Below are 16,308 nucleotides of genomic sequence, written 5' to 3'. Positions count from 1 at the left end.
CTGGATTAAATGACCTAAACGGCAGACTGGCATTTCGCTTAATTGTCATTTAGGTCAATTTTTTTGAAATTAATATTTTTCAAAAAGAATAATAATTGTGCAATATCATTTAATTAATGCCACTTGCTGTTTAGTTTTTACCGTTTATCTTTGACAATTCTGCATGTCAGCAATGACATAGTTTTTTTATACGCTGCATGTCAGCATAAAAAAGCACTTTCTATGCAGGACAGCATAATCATGAGTCAAATGATCAATAAAGCCCAAGGATTCGGCTTAGCACTACTCACAAAAATGGCATCGAGTGACCGACTGGATCAACTCAAATTGCGCAAATGGGTCGAAAAGTCACTTTATCATTCTGCAAAAGCAGGATTTAAAACACTGGAAAGCACTCAAAAAACATTTAAACGTACCCAAAGCGTGCCACAGCAACGGTTGAAGCAGCAGTCGAAAGATTTATTTGATTTATCACTGAATGAAGAACAACAAATGCTGGTCGATGCGATGCAGCAATTTGCAACAGAGGTGATCTATCCTTTGGCTTATGAAGCAGACCTTCATGCGCAATTCCCACAACAACTTTGGCAATACAGCACAGATTTAGGCTTAAATAGCTACGCCCTACCCGAAGCCTTAGGCGGAGTGGCAACTGAGCAAAATATTGTCAGTCATCTTTTAATTGCAGAACAATTGGCGCGAGGCGATTTTAGTTTAACTGCAGGACTGCTTTCGACTTTTAGTGTAATCAATGCCATCACCCGTTGGGGTTCAGAAGCGGTTCAAAATCTTTATTTAACAGCCTTTGCTGAAGCAGAGTCTAGCGGGCTGACAATACAAGCTACATTTGCAGTGCAGGAAAATACTGCTGCTTTTAATCCGTATCAATTAAAAACCAAAGCAACCTTACAAAATGGACAGTACCTAATCACAGGTGAAAAAACGCTGGTGATTTTAGCCAAAACTGCCGATTTATTTTTAGTTAGTGCCGAGCTTGATAACAAGCCCGAAGTCTTTATCGTTCAGCGTGATGCAAGCATAAAACTGAAAGAATCACCTGCTATGGGGCTAAAAGCCTCTGAAACAGTCACTTTGAGTTTTAATCAAACCCCTGCAGAACGCTTAGGTACAGATGATTTTGACTATAGCGCCTTTTTAGATTTAGGCAATTTAATATGGTGCGCCATGGCCTTAGGTTGCTGTGAAGCAGTTAAAAGTTATTGCATTGGCTATGCCAATGAACGCACTGCATTTGGCGAGCCAATTTCACATCGTCAAAGTGTGGCATTTATGATTGCCGACATGGCCATTGAAATTGAAGCTATGCGCATGTTGTTGCTGAATGCCGCAAGTCTTGCAGAATCAGGACAAAATTTTCATCGTGCAGCGTATTTAGCCCGACTGCTATGTGCAGAAAAATCCATGCAAATTGCCACCAATGGCGTACAAATTTTAGGTGGTCATGGCTTTACCAAAGAACACCCTGTAGAACGCTGGTATCGTGATTTACGTGCAACGGCAATTATGCATTCTGGTTTACATGCTTAATGCTGAATTCAATCAAAAATAAAGCCAAAAAATATAAGGAATACAGGCATGAATTTACAAAACCCGAAAAAATTTAAAATGCTGATTGATCAGGCACATGAAGTTGCACTCAATGTCTTGCGCCCTATTTCTAGAAAATACGATAAAGCTGAACATGCTTACCCAAAAGAACTGGATATGCTCGCTGCCTTAGTCGATGGCATGAACCAAGCGGGAGATGGCATGAATGCGGGCGCAGCAGTCAATAAACGTGGTGATACATCTACAGGCAATAAAAATGGCGTAAATATGTCTACAGCCCTCAGTATTGTAGAAATGTGTTATGGCGATACAGGTTTATTACTCAGTATGCCACGCCAAGGTTTAGGTAACTCCGCCATTGCAGCGGTTGCCAATGAAGAACAATTGCAACGCTTTCATGGGGTTTGGGCTGCTATGGCCATTACTGAACCCAACTGTGGCTCAGACTCTGCGGCCATACGAACCACAGCCCGCAAAGATGGCGATGCATATATTTTAAATGGTGAAAAAATATTTGTAACCTCTGGCGATCGTGCAGATGCAGTAGTGGTTTGGGCAACTTTAGATAAACAACTTGGACGTGCTGCGATTAAATCATTTGTGGTACCTAAAGGCACACCAGGCATGACGGTAGAACGTTTGGAGCATAAATTAGGGATCAAAGCGTCAGACACCGCCAGTATTCGCTTTGAAGATTGTCGCGTGCCTGCTAGCAATCTTTTGGGTAATGCAGAAATTGATGTTGCGAAAGGTTTTGCAGGGGTAATGGAAACTTTTGACAATACCCGCCCTTTGGTTGCAGCCATGGCTGTGGGTTGTGCCAAAGCCGCATTGGAGCGTATTCAAAAAATTTTCAAAGACCACCTAGATGAACACTATGCCACCCCATATTTACAGTGCTCACATATCGCTGCACAAATTTATAAAATGGAAGCAGAATGGGAAGCTGCACGTTTACTGATGCTCAAAGCCGCATGGATGGCAGACAATAAACAGCCTAATTCACGTGAAGCCTCCATTGCCAAAGCCAAAGCAGGCCGAATTTGTAATGACATTACTTTAAGATGTGTCGAATTGGCGGCTGCGGTAGGCTATAACGAAGATGAATTATTGGAAAAATGGGCACGTGACTCCAAAATTTTAGATATTTTTGAAGGCACGCAACAGATTCAGCAACTGATTATTGCCCGACGTGAATTAGGAAAAAGCTCAAGCGAATTGAAATAATTTTACCCATTCAGACATATAACTTTATGCAATAAAAGACAGAATTTATTCAAACATCTTGGTAAATTTCTGTCTTTTACCCTATCACTTTTTCTTATCTCAACATATTATTGAGGTAATTTTTGCTATTAAAGCAGAAAGTTTAACGGCTTAACCAACGATCAATTACCGCAAATTTCTTAAAAATACGTGCACGACGCTTAGGTTGAATATTGGCTTTGTTTAAGTCGCCCTGATAATGCTCAAACACTCGCTGATCCATAATTTTAAACCACAGTGGTGGAATCAGTGCAGGCAGCAACATGCTGGCATATCCACTTGGTAATTCAGGCGCTTCATCAAAATGGCGCAGTGCCTGAAATGGCCGGGTCGGATACGCATGATGGTCAGAATGACGTTGTAATTGATATAAAAATAAATTAGTCACAATATTGTTATTGTTCCAGCTGTGTTCGGGCATGGTTCGTTCATATTTACCCTGCGCATCTTTTTGTCTGAGCAAGCCATAATGTTCAATATAATTAATCAGCTCAAATAGACTGATGCCATAAAAAGCCTGAGTGGCTAAATACGGTAAAATTCCTGTACCAAAACGTGCCAGCAATACACTATGAAAAGCAGCACTTATTCCCCAGCCTTGTAACAACTCATTCTCTTTAGACCAAAATTGTTTGCCCTTACGCTTTAAACGCTGAGTTTCAATTTGAATGGCAGATTGAAACGAGCCTTTCACTGTACGTGGCCAAAACTCATAAAATGTTTCACCCATACGTGAAGATGCAGGGTCTTCAGGCGTTGCTGCACGTTTATGATGACCGTAAGGATGTTCTACCCGAAAATGATTATAGCCTGTTGGTGCTAAGGCCAAATGTGACAGCAAATGATCTATTTTTGAAGATTTATGACTGAGTTCATGTGCGGTATTTACAGCAATACCGTTCACCATGCCCATAGAAATACCCAATAAAACTTTATCAAGTAATGAAGTTTGTGGGCGTCCAACCAAATAAGCAGCATAGATATTGGTGGCATATTGCAACGGAATAAAACTTTTCACCAAACGTGAATAATACGGGTCTTGTTCAAGTTGCTTTACATCTTCATTGCTTGGATTATTCGCATCTTGACCTATTAAGGTATCAATGGTTGGAATAATGACATGTAATAATAATGGCCCACCCAACGCAAATACTTTTTTGGCAGGCTTAGGTGCAAATTGGTATCCCGCTAAAATTCCCATACCCAACACAGGTAAAAATGGGCTGATCAACCACAAATAACGCTTCTTATCGAGTTGAGTAACGCTCTTATAAGGAACATCCTGTTCCATTTTTTCCATTAAATGAAGTGGTGCGTTCATTTTCTTAGCTTCCTTCTACGCTCATCTGTCTATATAGTTGAATATCAATACAAGAATGAACAGTTGCAGACGTCCAAAAAAACTATGCAAAAGTCTTTGGCGCAAAATGCGCAATATTGTCCCGAAATCACAGGTTTTTAATTTTACGTTTGTTTATGCTTAAAATATGGATGCTTTAAGTAAGATTTTTGAAGATATACATTTACACCAGTCTGCGTATATCTATTTGAATCCGCATGGAAATTGGTCATTTCAATATCATGATCAGGGTGCCATGCTGGCTTATGTGGTGCTACAAGGGACACTGCATGTGCACTTGTCTGAAAAAACCCAACTACAAGTAGATGCAGGCGATATTGTGCTGATTCCTTCGGGTTGTAGTCATTATGCATGTGCGCAAGCCAAGACACACTGGACTGAACATTTTGATATTTCAGACTTATTCCAACTTAAATCACAGCAGTCTGTTCAGTTCGGAACGGTTCATCACGAACAAGCTGAAGATGCATTTATATTGGTAATCCAGTGCCACATGGATACCACGATGGCAAAACCACTTTTAAATGCCCTACCCGAATATCTACATATTCCACATATTATGTGCAGCACAGCACCTGAATGGTTGCAAATTGGCTTACAGTTTTTAGCAGTAGAAAGTCATCAAATCCGACCTGGCCGTGACAAAATACTCGATCACTTGGTGAGTATTTTACTTATAGAATGTGTGCGGGATTATATTGCCCAGTTAGATGACTCCAATAACTGGCTTGGTGCTTTGGCACATCCCGAACTTTCCAATGCCTTAGCGGCTATTCACGGCCAACCCGAACAGGCTTGGACTGTGGAAAGCCTAGCAGAACAATGCTGTATGTCCCGCTCTAAATTTGCCAACTTATTTAATCAGTTAATTGGCGAGCCACCTTTGGCCTACTTACAACAACATCGTCTGCGTTTGGCATCAAATTATTTGCAGCAAGGCCAACTGTCGATACAACAAATAGCACATCGTGTGGGTTATTCTTCAGAAACCGCATTTAGCCAGACATTTAAAAAGCAGTTTGAACTGACGCCTAGCCAATATCGACAGCAATTTCAAACCACTCTATAAATAATTATGCGAATAACTTAGTGATCCAAAATTGCCAAAATTGCTTGGGCTGGGTCTTCGCTATTGTCTGACAGCAATTGTTTATGCATGGTCATGTGCTGCATGGCTTGAATCTGTGCAGCTTCAATATTCATTAGCTTTTCAATTTCAGAAGCCAAGCGTTCAGGCGTTGCATCATCCTGAATTAATTCCTGAATGACCTTTTTACCTGCAATAATATTCGGTAATGAATAATACGGAATTTGGACCAACAATTTTGCAATCCAGTAGGTAATACGGTTGAGCTTATAAAAAGTCACCATAGGACGGTGCAGCAACATCGCTTCCAAAGTCGCCGTTCCCGAAGCCAGTGCAATAATATTGGATGCATTCATGACCTGACGTCCAATTTTTGACTCCGTACCACGATTTTCCATAATCTTGATTTTGGCTTGTAATACTAGCGGATAAGACTGCAACAGATTTTCAATTTGTTGTTTGCGTGCGTCATTAATGGCAGGAATCAAAAAAATATACTGTGGATGTTTTTGGCTTAAAATTTGAGCTGCATCTAACACCAAAGGTCCTAAACGTTCAATTTCACCACGTCTACTACCTGGCAATAAGGCAATATGTGCCTGAGTGTCATCTAAACCCAATTCCTGCTTCGCTGCTGTAATTGGATTATCTAGACTTAACTGGCTCGCAAGTGGATGCCCAACAAAAGCAGCAGGCACATTCCATTTTTTAAAAAAGGCTTTTTCAAATGGAAATAGACACAACACCAAATCTATACTGGCTTTTATGCCATGTACCCGACCTTGACGCCATGCCCACACCGAAGGACTAACGTATTGTACCGTTTTAATGGGTAGGTTTTTTTGTTTTAAACTTTTAGAAAGACGTAAATTAAAATCGGGGGCATCGACACCTACAAAAACATCGACTGGGTTGTTACTCCATTGTTCGACTAGACCATCGCGCACCGCAAATAGTTTTTTTAGGTCTTTGAGTACTTCAACTATGCCCATCACCGATAAAATATCCATCGGATAATAGCTTTTAAAGCCTTCTGCAATCATTTGAGGCCCACCAATGCCTTCAAACTCTGCATCAATGCCTTGCTCACGAAAACGTCGCATAAGTTGTGCACCCAAAGTATCTCCCGATACTTCTCCCACAACGATACCAATTTTAAGTTTCCGATTTTGCAAAGGTTTTTCCTCTAAATTTTAATTTATATCACTTAGGGCATTTTAGCATAGCCACTGTATTTTGTAAGAAATAGAAATTTTAGATGACTATTTTCCTGAAACAGCCAAATTCACTATATCTGTTTTAAGAATAAGTAAATCATTAATCAAGACAACAGCTTATTTGCAAAAGTCATACTATATCCACGTTTTTTTATGTTCGGCAGCTTTTCATGGTTGGTCCTATTGAGTTTATTTTAGCGGGTGTATTGGTTGGCTTCTGCGTTGGTGTCACTGGCGTTGGAGGTGGTTCACTCATGACTCCTATTCTGATCAGCCTGTTTAAAATTGAACCGCACATTGCCATTGGGACAGACCTACTTTATGCCGCGATTTCAAAATTTTGTGGTTCTTTGGTGCATGCAAAAAAAATGAATATCGTCTGGCCTATTGTAATTTGGCTTGCTGTAGGCAGTATTCCAGCATCTTTTGCCACACATTGGGTACTAGAAAATTACTTAAGCCAATCAACCCATTATAAAATGGTGCTGACCGTTGTTCTTGGCTTTATGTTGACCTTAACTGGCATCTCAATTGTTTTCCGTAGCCAAATCGAAACTTTTTTTAATAAATACAGAAAACAAGAATTACCTGACATGACTCAGGATTTAGAAAAAGTCAAACTTCAGGCCGCAGATAAGCGCGTACTGATTGTAATTATGGGCATTGTACTTGGGGTATTTGTCACACTTTCATCAGTCGGCGCTGGTGCTTTTGGCATTATGGCTTTGGTGTTAATGTTTCCAAACCTACCAATGATTCGTATTATCGGCTCAGATGTCGTGCATGCAGTACTGCTAACCTTAGTTGCAGGCTTAGGACACATGAGTTCAGGCAATGTCGATTTCAATTTATTGATTTGGTTGCTAGTCGGTTCAATTCCAGCCATTGTGGTTGGGACTTTGCTCAGTTCCCGTTTACCTGAAAAAGTTATTCGTAAAGTTTTAGGGATTACCCTATTTGTGATTGGGATTAACTTTATGGTGAATCCTGTCAAATCTAAGCCTGTAAGTACACCTGAAACAGCGGTTGTGATTTCTGAAGCACAATCCAAGCAATAATTAACAAACTAAGTTTGAATATAATTTATAGAAATGGGCAGTTTAATTTATCTGCCCGATTCATCACTTATTTTTTAAAGAAGTATTCATCTTTTTATAACAAAATACAGTGAAATTCATGTTATATTCAGACTATTAAACAATCTTTTGTATGATCAAACCAGTGACGGCAATGAATACTTTACAGTCTAATCCTCTTACACAATCAGACATCGATGACGTGAATATTAAAAGTATTCAGCCACTCGTGACTCCTGCAGAATTAAAAACTGAGTTACCTTTGACTGAAACTGCTTATCAAACCGTTCTTCATGGTCGTGAAACTATCCGCAATATTTTAGATGGTAAAGACAAGCGTCTATTTGTGGTCATTGGCCCATGTTCTATTCACGATCCTGTTGCTGCACACGAATATGCAGATCGTTTGAAAGTTTTAAGCGAAAAAGTAAAAGACTCTCTTTACATTGTCATGCGTGTTTATTTTGAAAAACCACGTACTACTGTGGGCTGGAAAGGCTTAATTAACGATCCAGATATGAATGACTCTTTCAATATTGAAAAAGGCTTACGTCTTGGTCGTAAACTTTTACTTGAGCTAAATGAAAAAGGCTTACCATGTGCAACCGAAGCACTTGATCCAAACTCACCACAGTATTATCAAGATTTAATTTCTTGGTCTGCAATTGGTGCACGTACCACAGAAAGCCAAACACACCGTGAAATGTCTTCAGGTCTTTCATCTCCTGTTGGTTTTAAAAATGGTACAGATGGCGGTTTAACAGTTGCAACCAACGCTATGCAATCGGTAAAACATGGTCATAGCTTCTTAGGCCTGAATGATCAAGGTCAAGTTTCTGTAATTCGTACCAGCGGCAACCCATATGCGCATGTGGTTTTACGAGGTGGCAATGGCAAACCTAACTACGATGCTGGCTCTGTTGCAGAAGCTGAAAATGCTTTAACTAAAGCCAAAGTTAGCACCAAAATCATGATTGACACCAGTCATGCCAACTCCAACAAAGACCCATTCTTACAACCGCTGGTATTAAAAAATATTACCGAGCAAATTGTTGATGGTAATAAGTCTATTGTAGGCATTATGGTAGAAAGTCACCTCAAAGGTGGTCGTCAAGATATTCCTGCAAACTTATGCGATTTAGAGTATGGTAAATCTGTGACTGATGGTTGTATCGACTGGGAAACCACAGAAAAAGCATTACTTGAAATGCATGAAGCATTAAAAGACGTTTTAGCAAATCGTTAAGATTTAAAAAACGCCATCTTCATGATGGCGTTTCTATTTGTTGCATAGGAAATGACTCGCCATGAATGAACTTGAAACTCAACTTAGCCAAATTAAAAAATTCCAGTTTGTTCATGAACGCCTGTTTACTTCAGGTCAACTTACCGCAGACGAATTAAAACTGATTAAAGAGTACGGCATTGGCACAGTAATTAATTTGGCTGAAAGTGATGCCGAACACACCCTTCCCCATGAGGATAAAATTTGTCTAGATATTGGACTCAACTATATTCAGTTGCCAATTTCACTGGAAACACCATCTTCAGATCAGTGCTTATTGTTTTTAGATTTACTGGATCATTTACTGGAAAGCCAAATGGTCTGGGTTCACTGTAGTAACAATAATCACGCCAGTAGTTTGATGTATGTATATCGCCAATATTTTATGGATATGGATATTGCCACAGCACAAGACTTCTTACATGACATTTGGAAACCCAATGAAACGTGGACAGGTTTAATTCACGCAGTATCTTTACAGCTTCAAGGTCGTAAAGCCACTCAAGACTTACAGCAGGCTTTAGAATCTGCTGAAACTTGATTCGCCTCAGCAGATATCTTCATTTTTATTTAGTATGTGAAATTAGCACTGTTGCAGTTGCTAAAATACCTTCCTGACGTCCAGTAAAACCGAGTTTTTCGGTAGTTGTGGCTTTAATACTAATTTGTGTTACTTCCACATCCAACACATCGGCAATACTTTGGCGCATTTCCAAAGTGTGCGTAGCAAGTTTTGGACGCTCACAAGCCACCGTAATATCGGCATTATTCAGTTTATAACCACGGTCTAAAATGAGTTGGTACACATGTTTAAGCAGCTCTCGGCTATCTGCACCTTTATAATTCGGGTCTGTATCTGGAAAGTGCTGACCAATATCTCCTAAGGCCAATGCACCTAACAGCGCATCACACAGCGCATGCAACACCACATCACCATCTGAATGTGCTTTTAAACCTTGTGTATGCGGAATTTGAACACCTGCAAGCGTCACAAAATCCCCTGCTTCAAAGGCATGAACATCTAATCCTTGTCCAATTCGAATATGTGCAACCATGTTCAACTCCTGTAGAAATAAATCATTGAAATCTTGTATTCATACTTTCGATTTCGCTATAGTTAGACTAGCGCAACATAGTGAAAGTATAAGCGATCATGCTGTTGAAATCTGAAATTTATCTTATCAAAAACTTAGGCACACTGCTGCTATTTGGCTGTTTATATTCATCTTTCTCTTATGCTCAAGGGATTGATTGTTCTACTGCTGCCCAAACAAAGCTCAGCAAAGTGTGCAATGATGATTTTTCAGAATTACGTGAAAAATTAAATGATCAACATTTAACTGCATATTTGATGAGTGATGCGCCAATTCGCCTTATAGAAGACACTCAACAGTTGTGGATGCAACGCCTACAGCAATGTAAAAGTTTAAATTGTTATACCCAACAATTTGATGTACGTATCGATCAACTGAATTTTTTTACCTCTATGAATCAGAGCATGACCCAGCATTATTTAAAATATGAAAATGGTCAATTTGCTGCACAGCCTGTGCATTTACAGATTCATCAACTCAGTAAAAATAGCATTAAAATTGAAGGACTTGCTTATCGCAATCCGAACAATCGACTCGAATCGCAAAGTATTGCTTTTTTAGCCTACACCACACCTGAACAAAAAACAGAAATTACTGACAATGAACATGATTGCAGTTATCAATTTGACTATTCTAAAGCGATATTAAAAATACACACTCGCCAAAAAGGCTGTGAGCGCTTTGCAGGAATATACCGTTTATATGATTAAGTCTGTTTAAGCCTTATCAATCTTCAGATTAACCACCACAACACGAATGGTAAGCTTAAAGCTGCACACACTGTTTGCAGGCTAATGACCGTTGCCATCATCCGACTATCGCCACCTAAAACCTGTGTTAGAACATAAGCGGCAGATGCTGTCGGTAAAGCAAAAAACAAGACCAGTATTTGTGTTTCTAAAACTGGTAGTTTCAAACCCCAACAAACAAGCCATGCCAAAGCAGGCATAAAGAGCAAGCGACCAACGACATTTAATCCCAAAGGCATTAAGTCTCGCTGTAAACCATTAAACTGTAGTGCTGCCCCTACACACATCAGCCCTAATGGTAAACTACATAAAGCAATCTGCCGAATTAAATGCTCTGCGCCGATCCACAAACTCAGCCCTGATATGTTAAACAAACCACCGACTATACAGCCTAAAATCAGTGGGTTTTTCATCAGTGCATATAAAATTTGCTGTGGCTGTAAAGTCTTGGTATCACTCAAAGCAAGTACCGACAATACATTGACCAATGGAATGCAAAACACCAGAATAATTGCAAACAGTGCCATGCCCTGCGCTTGAAACAATGCTGCGACTAATGCTAAACCAATATAGGTATTGAAGCGCACCATGCTTTGCATATACACCCCAAAGCGTGCCGCAGGTGTCTTAAAATAATGCCGTAAAGCGTACAACAGAGAACTTGCCAATGTGACCACGATACCCACCACAAACATAATTTGTGCGATTGATTTCGCTTCAATGTGTGCTGTGGCAAGGTTTAAAAACAGCATGCTTGGAAATAAAATATAATAATTTAATTTCTCTGCACCTTTCCAGAATGGTTCATCCAGTACGTGAATACGCTTCAATGCATAGCCCATTGCAATTAAAGCAATTAAGGGGAACAGTGCAATAAAAATTAACTGGGTCATGATGTACTCGGTGTGCCACTGATCTGCTTAAATTTTATAGAGAACGTCTGTTAAGCTTCGGCTATTTCAGTAGTTTATAAGATGATGAAGAACTATATCCACTCCACCTTAATTTAGTTCAATATCAACGATGGGTATGAATTGACATCACAATGCCCATACTGGCAAGCATGGAAATCACAGCTGTACCACCATAGCTCATCAGCGGCAATGGGTCACCCGTAACAGGTAAAATACCACTCACCATCCCAGAGTTTAAAAACACAAAGAAAAAGAAAGTCAGCCCAACTGTACCTGCATACAAACGGCCAAAATTATGGAAACAGTTCATCCCTATCATTAAGCAGCGTAAAATAATGGCAGCAAACAAACTGAACAGTAAAAATACACCTATAAATCCAAATTCTTCGGCATAGGTCGACATAATAAAGTCAGTATGATGTTCAGGTAAGTAACCCAAGTGTGACTGGGTTCCTTCCAAATAGCCCTTGCCTGTAAAACCACCTGAGCCAATTGCAATTTTTGACTGAATAATATTCCAGCCTGCACCCAAGGCATCAGATTCAGGGTCAAACAAGGTCAAGACTCTTTTCTTTTGATATTCCTGTAAAAAGAACATCCAAAGCAAAGGTGCAGCAACAGCCAAAGCCCCAATTGCACCTAGAATCAAACGCCACGACATCCCACTTAAAAATAAGGCAAATACACCTGGAATAATCAGGCCAATATTCAAGTCAGGTTGTAAGGCAACAAGGACAAAAGGAATCATCATCAACACTAAGGCAACAATGATATGAATAAATTTAGGCGGAAAAGCACGACGAGAAAAATACCACGCCATCATTAACGGCATAGCAAATTTCATAAACTCACTGGGTTGCATGCTGCCAATTCCGGGTAAGCTGATCCAGCGTTTTGCGCCCATACGGGTTTCACCAATGAGCAGAACAAGCCCCAGCATGACCACAGCAAACATATAAAAATACGGACTAGCCGCCTGATACACTTTCGGTGGAATTTGCGCAAGAATGATCATGGCCACAAAACCAATCCCAAAACTAGTGGCTTGGCGTAAAACCATCCCCATGTCTTGTGCTGTGGCACTATACACCACCATTAAACCTAGAGTCGCATTTAGAATTAAAAAGCATAGCAACCACGGATCTAAATGTAGTTTAGTCCAACGTGAGGAATCATTTTTAATGCTTCTACCATCACGTAATGAGTGACGTAAAAAACGATACTGCTGCGATGGATTCATACGGCTCAAAGGTTTTAAATAGACAGAACGGACAATTATAGAAGCAAAGCTGCACAGAGTGAATCATTAAACTATAATCGCTGAAATTTCCACTTTATCTTGTGGTTTTACAGGGCTTGTTGTTGTGCAGATAAAATTAAACGTGCAAGTTCCAAATCATCAGGATAGGTGATTTTAATATTATCAGAACGCCCCTGTACGACATTGACTGCATACCCCATAGCTTCTAAAGCACTGGCTTCATCCGTAATAGTATGTTTCTGCTCCAAAGCAGATTCGATTGCGGTTTTGAGCACACTTAGTTTTGCAATTTGAGGGGTTTGCGCCTGCCAGAGATGGTCACGGCTGACTGTTTTTTCAATTTGAGGTGCATGTGCAACGTGCTTTAAGGTATCTCGCACAGGAATAGCTAAAATTGCACTTTGATCTGTGTCTTGTGCAGTCTTATACAGCTGCTCTAGACAAGTAGTCGTAACACATGGACGTGCTGCATCATGCACTAAGACCCAGTCATCTGCATGTGCAATTTCCGCCAAATAACGTAGCGCATTCAGTACAGAGTCTACTCGCTCGGCGCCACCTAAGCAAAAATGTGCTTTTTCTTTTTGGGCCAAATTTAGGTTTTGTGCTACATCATCTGCTTGACCTATGGCCAAAACATAGCCTGCCAACGGTAAATGATTTAAACGTGCAATACTATGTTCTAAGACAGTTTGATCTTGTATGGTTTGATATTGTTTTAATTCAGTTTTAGAAAAACGGCTACCTGAACCCGCTGCGGGAATAATCGCCCAAAGTTTAGGGTGTTGTGGCGGTTGCTGCGGGTTGTTGTGATTCATTGGTACGTAAATCTACAGTTGAATTGGGTTGAATATAAATGGGTTTATATTGTGTACTAATGGTGCTCATTTGCACAAATGTTTCATGTGGCTTAATCAAGCCTAAATCTAAACGGGCATGCTCTTCTATGGCTTCTACCCCATTTTTTAAGTCATAGACTTCTGCTGCAAGTACACGATTGCGTTCTTTGAGATCTTGATTTAATTCTGTTTGTTGTTGGATTTTTTCTGTCAGTGCAGCATGGTCCTGGTAACCACCCTCACCAAACCAATATAAATATTGAAACCCTGCGATCAAAAAGATCGCAAGGCCCAACAATGCTTTACTCGCTTTGGAGTCAAATACATTTAACATGCACAATGTCGCTTAGTTCAAACCTTTGAATTCAGCTTTACCGCGATATGCAGCTTTGGTCAATTCTTCAATACGAAGTAATTGGTTGTATTTTGCTACACGGTCAGAACGGCATAATGAACCTGTTTTGATTTGACCCGCTGCAGTACCCACTGCAAGATCTGCAATTGTAGAGTCTTCAGTTTCGCCTGAACGGTGTGAAATAACAGTGGTATAACCATTTGCTTTAGCAAGATAAATAGCATCAAGCGTTTCAGTTAAAGTACCGATTTGATTGTATTTAATCAGAATAGAGTTAGCAACTTTCTCATTAATACCACGTTGTAAGATTTTTGGATTGGTCACAAATAGGTCGTCACCTACCAATTGAATCTTGTCACCCAAAATAGACGTCAAGTAAGACCAACCTTCCCAATCAGATTCATCCAAACCATCTTCAATTGAGATAATTGGATATTGGTTGACCAAACCTGCTAAATAGTCAGAAAATTCATTGCTTGAGAATGCTTTATTGCCTTCACCTGCAAGAATATATTGACCATTTTTGTAGAATTCTGAAGATGCACAGTCAAGCGCAAGCATCATATCAGAACCAGCTTTGTAACCCGTTTTCTCAATTGCTTCAAGAATAACAGTAATTGCTTCTTCGTTTGAACGTAAGTTCGGCGCGAAACCACCTTCATCACCTACTGCAGTATTCAAACCTTGTTTTTTCAATACAGATTTCAACGAATGGAATACTTCTGCACCTGCACGTAATGCTTCAGAGAATGAAGTGAAGCCTACTGGCTCAATCATAAACTCTTGGATATCTACGTTGTTGTCTGCATGAGAACCACCATTTAAGATGTTCATCATTGGTACAGGCATAGTCAAAATTGTTTGACCACGTAAATCTGCGATGTATTGGAAAAGAGGAATTTTCTTTTCGTCTGCAGCAGCACGTGCAGCAGCCAAAGATACTGCTAGTGTAGCGTTTGCACCTAGTTTTTCTTTGTTTTCTGTACCATCAAGCGCGATCATGGTGTTGTCGATGTCTTTTTGTTCAAACACAGACTTACCTACTAACGCATCACGGATTAGCGTGTTCACGTTGTTGACTGCAGTTTTAACACCTTTACCCAAGTAACGTGCTTGATCGCCATCACGAAGTTCTAGAGCTTCACGAGAACCAGTTGAAGCACCTGATGGTGCACATGCACGGCCAACTACGCCAGATGCTAAGATTACGTCTGCTTCGATGGTTGGGTTACCACGAGAGTCCAAAATTTCACGTGCACGAATGTCAACGATTTGGCTCATGAACAATTCCTCAGTTGATTAATAACAAGATGCTTTTGATCGCATCAATGAGTCTATAATTTAATATACGTCTAACTTAGTGTGTATCTAGCTTTTTGAAACCTTTAACCAAGGTATCCAATTCTTTGAGCTGTGCCAAGAACGGCTCAAGCTGTGAGAGACGCAAGGCACAAGGTCCATCACATTTTGCCTGCTCAGGATCAGGATGCGCTTCTAGGAATAAACCAGCCAAGCCTGTTGCCATGCCTGCACGTGCCAAAGTGGTAATTTGTGCACGGCGACCACCTGCTGAATCTGCGCGACCACCAGGGGTTTGCAAGGCATGGGTTACATCAAAGAACACAGGAACATTCATTTCTTTCATGATGTCAAAGCCAAGCATATCTACAACCAAGTTGTTGTAACCAAATGCTGAGCCACGCTCACAAAGAATGAGTTTGTCATTCCCTGCTTCCAAACACTTATGCAAAATATGACGCATTTCGTGTGGCGCAAGGAATTGTGCTTTTTTAATGTTGATAATGGCTTGAGTTTTCGCCATCGCTTCAACCAAATCGGTCTGGCGACTTAAAAACGCAGGAAGTTGAATAATGTCAGCTACTTCTGCCACAGGTGCAGCCTGATATGGCTCATGCACATCGGTGATAATTGGCACATTAAAATGCTTTTTAATGTCAGCCAGCCATTCAATGCCTTTTTCCAAGCCTGGGCCACGAAACGAGTTCAGGCTTGAACGGTTGGCTTTATCAAAACTGGCTTTGAACACATACGGGATATCTAAGCGTTTGCAAATATCCACATAGGTTTCAGCAATTTCAAAAGCAAGGTCTTTGGACTCAAGGACATTCATGCCGCCAAACAATACAAATGGCAAATGGTTCGCCATTTGTATATCACCTAAACGGACAATTTCCTGTGGTTTTAATAGTGACATTTAAACTTCCTAGTCTATTCC

Annotated in this window: 16 protein-coding genes; 7 read left to right on the top strand and 9 right to left on the bottom strand. The window is 40.2% G+C overall.

Going from position 1 to position 16,308, the window contains the following annotated elements; genetic code table 11:
- Positions 1 to 240: 240 nt before the first annotated feature.
- Positions 241 to 1,548, top strand: a complete 1,308-nt coding sequence (locus ACNS8M_RS05995) for an acyl-CoA dehydrogenase family protein (RefSeq protein ID WP_419225282.1) — start codon at positions 241 to 243, stop codon at positions 1,546 to 1,548.
- Positions 1,549 to 1,596: 48 nt separating this feature from the next.
- Positions 1,597 to 2,796 (top strand): acyl-CoA dehydrogenase family protein, encoded by a 1,200-nt coding sequence (locus ACNS8M_RS05990; protein ID WP_168460681.1) that lies wholly within the window; start codon positions 1,597 to 1,599, stop codon positions 2,794 to 2,796.
- Positions 2,797 to 2,938: 142 nt separating this feature from the next.
- Here ACNS8M_RS05990 and ACNS8M_RS05985 read toward each other — a convergent pair whose 3' ends face one another.
- Positions 2,939 to 4,156: an alkane 1-monooxygenase gene (locus tag ACNS8M_RS05985; protein WP_419225281.1), complete on the bottom strand. Its 1,218-nt coding sequence runs from the start codon at positions 4,154 to 4,156 to the stop codon at positions 2,939 to 2,941.
- A 166-nt stretch (positions 4,157 to 4,322) separates the two neighbouring features.
- Here ACNS8M_RS05985 and ACNS8M_RS05980 point away from each other — a divergent pair, with 166 nt between their 5' ends.
- The gene (locus ACNS8M_RS05980) at positions 4,323 to 5,264 is read left to right on the top strand and encodes an AraC family transcriptional regulator (RefSeq protein WP_168525404.1); all 942 of its coding nucleotides are present in this window, start codon (positions 4,323 to 4,325) and stop codon (positions 5,262 to 5,264) included.
- A 17-nt stretch (positions 5,265 to 5,281) separates the two neighbouring features.
- On the opposite strand, the gene lpxB is transcribed toward ACNS8M_RS05980, so the two are convergent.
- On the bottom strand, positions 5,282 to 6,457 hold the full coding sequence (gene lpxB / locus ACNS8M_RS05975; RefSeq protein WP_168525402.1) for a lipid-A-disaccharide synthase: 1,176 nt from the start codon (positions 6,455 to 6,457) through the stop codon (positions 5,282 to 5,284).
- A gap of 212 nt (positions 6,458 to 6,669) precedes the next feature.
- Between lpxB and ACNS8M_RS05970 the strand changes: the two genes are divergently transcribed.
- The 3 genes from ACNS8M_RS05970 (at position 6,670) to ACNS8M_RS05960 (ending at position 9,401) form a co-directional block, all read left to right on the top strand.
- Complete coding sequence (locus ACNS8M_RS05970) at positions 6,670 to 7,557, top strand: sulfite exporter TauE/SafE family protein (RefSeq protein WP_168525400.1); 888 nt, start codon at positions 6,670 to 6,672, stop codon at positions 7,555 to 7,557.
- A 172-nt stretch (positions 7,558 to 7,729) separates the two neighbouring features.
- Entirely contained in the window at positions 7,730 to 8,821 is a 1,092-nt protein-coding gene (locus tag ACNS8M_RS05965; protein WP_180051312.1) for a 3-deoxy-7-phosphoheptulonate synthase, read from the top strand.
- 61 nt (positions 8,822 to 8,882) lie between these two features.
- Positions 8,883 to 9,401, top strand: coding sequence for a fused DSP-PTPase phosphatase/NAD kinase-like protein (locus ACNS8M_RS05960; protein WP_168460675.1), 519 nt, complete (start codon positions 8,883 to 8,885; stop codon positions 9,399 to 9,401).
- A gap of 25 nt (positions 9,402 to 9,426) precedes the next feature.
- Here ACNS8M_RS05960 and ispF read toward each other — a convergent pair whose 3' ends face one another.
- Positions 9,427 to 9,915 (bottom strand): 2-C-methyl-D-erythritol 2,4-cyclodiphosphate synthase, encoded by a 489-nt coding sequence (ispF, locus tag ACNS8M_RS05955; protein ID WP_168460674.1) that lies wholly within the window; start codon positions 9,913 to 9,915, stop codon positions 9,427 to 9,429.
- 98 nt (positions 9,916 to 10,013) lie between these two features.
- On the opposite strand from ispF, the gene ACNS8M_RS05950 reads away from it, so the two are divergent.
- Positions 10,014 to 10,664: an A1S_1983 family putative colistin resistance protein gene (locus tag ACNS8M_RS05950; RefSeq protein WP_168525398.1), complete on the top strand. Its 651-nt coding sequence runs from the start codon at positions 10,014 to 10,016 to the stop codon at positions 10,662 to 10,664.
- Between the two features lie 23 nt (positions 10,665 to 10,687).
- Here the strand turns inward: ACNS8M_RS05950 and ACNS8M_RS05945 are convergent, their stop codons facing one another.
- From ACNS8M_RS05945 to kdsA, 6 genes are all read right to left on the bottom strand, one after another.
- Entirely contained in the window at positions 10,688 to 11,596 is a 909-nt protein-coding gene (locus tag ACNS8M_RS05945) for an AEC family transporter (protein WP_168525396.1), read from the bottom strand.
- Between the two features lie 124 nt (positions 11,597 to 11,720).
- The gene (gene rodA, locus ACNS8M_RS05940) at positions 11,721 to 12,857 is read right to left on the bottom strand and encodes a rod shape-determining protein RodA (protein ID WP_286428909.1); all 1,137 of its coding nucleotides are present in this window, start codon (positions 12,855 to 12,857) and stop codon (positions 11,721 to 11,723) included.
- 107 nt (positions 12,858 to 12,964) lie between these two features.
- Positions 12,965 to 13,696, bottom strand: a complete 732-nt coding sequence (gene ispD, locus ACNS8M_RS05935; RefSeq protein ID WP_168525394.1) for a 2-C-methyl-D-erythritol 4-phosphate cytidylyltransferase — start codon at positions 13,694 to 13,696, stop codon at positions 12,965 to 12,967.
- Entirely contained in the window at positions 13,656 to 14,051 is a 396-nt protein-coding gene (locus ACNS8M_RS05930; RefSeq protein WP_168460668.1) for a septum formation initiator family protein, read from the bottom strand. The genes ispD and ACNS8M_RS05930 overlap by 41 nt, the downstream gene beginning before the upstream one ends.
- Positions 14,052 to 14,063: 12 nt before the next feature.
- A complete protein-coding gene (gene eno / locus ACNS8M_RS05925) occupies positions 14,064 to 15,353 on the bottom strand; it encodes a phosphopyruvate hydratase (protein WP_168417394.1) in 1,290 nt (429 codons plus the stop codon).
- A 76-nt stretch (positions 15,354 to 15,429) separates the two neighbouring features.
- Positions 15,430 to 16,287, bottom strand: a complete 858-nt coding sequence (gene kdsA, locus ACNS8M_RS05920) for a 3-deoxy-8-phosphooctulonate synthase (RefSeq protein WP_168417395.1) — start codon at positions 16,285 to 16,287, stop codon at positions 15,430 to 15,432.
- Positions 16,288 to 16,308: the final 21 nt, after the last annotated feature.

This window comes from Acinetobacter sp. A2, from assembly GCF_048537555.1.
Taxonomy (GTDB): Bacteria; Pseudomonadota; Gammaproteobacteria; order Pseudomonadales; family Moraxellaceae; genus Acinetobacter.
The sequence above is the reverse complement of the archived record's forward strand: the minus strand, read 5'-3'. Positions and strand labels throughout refer to the sequence as shown.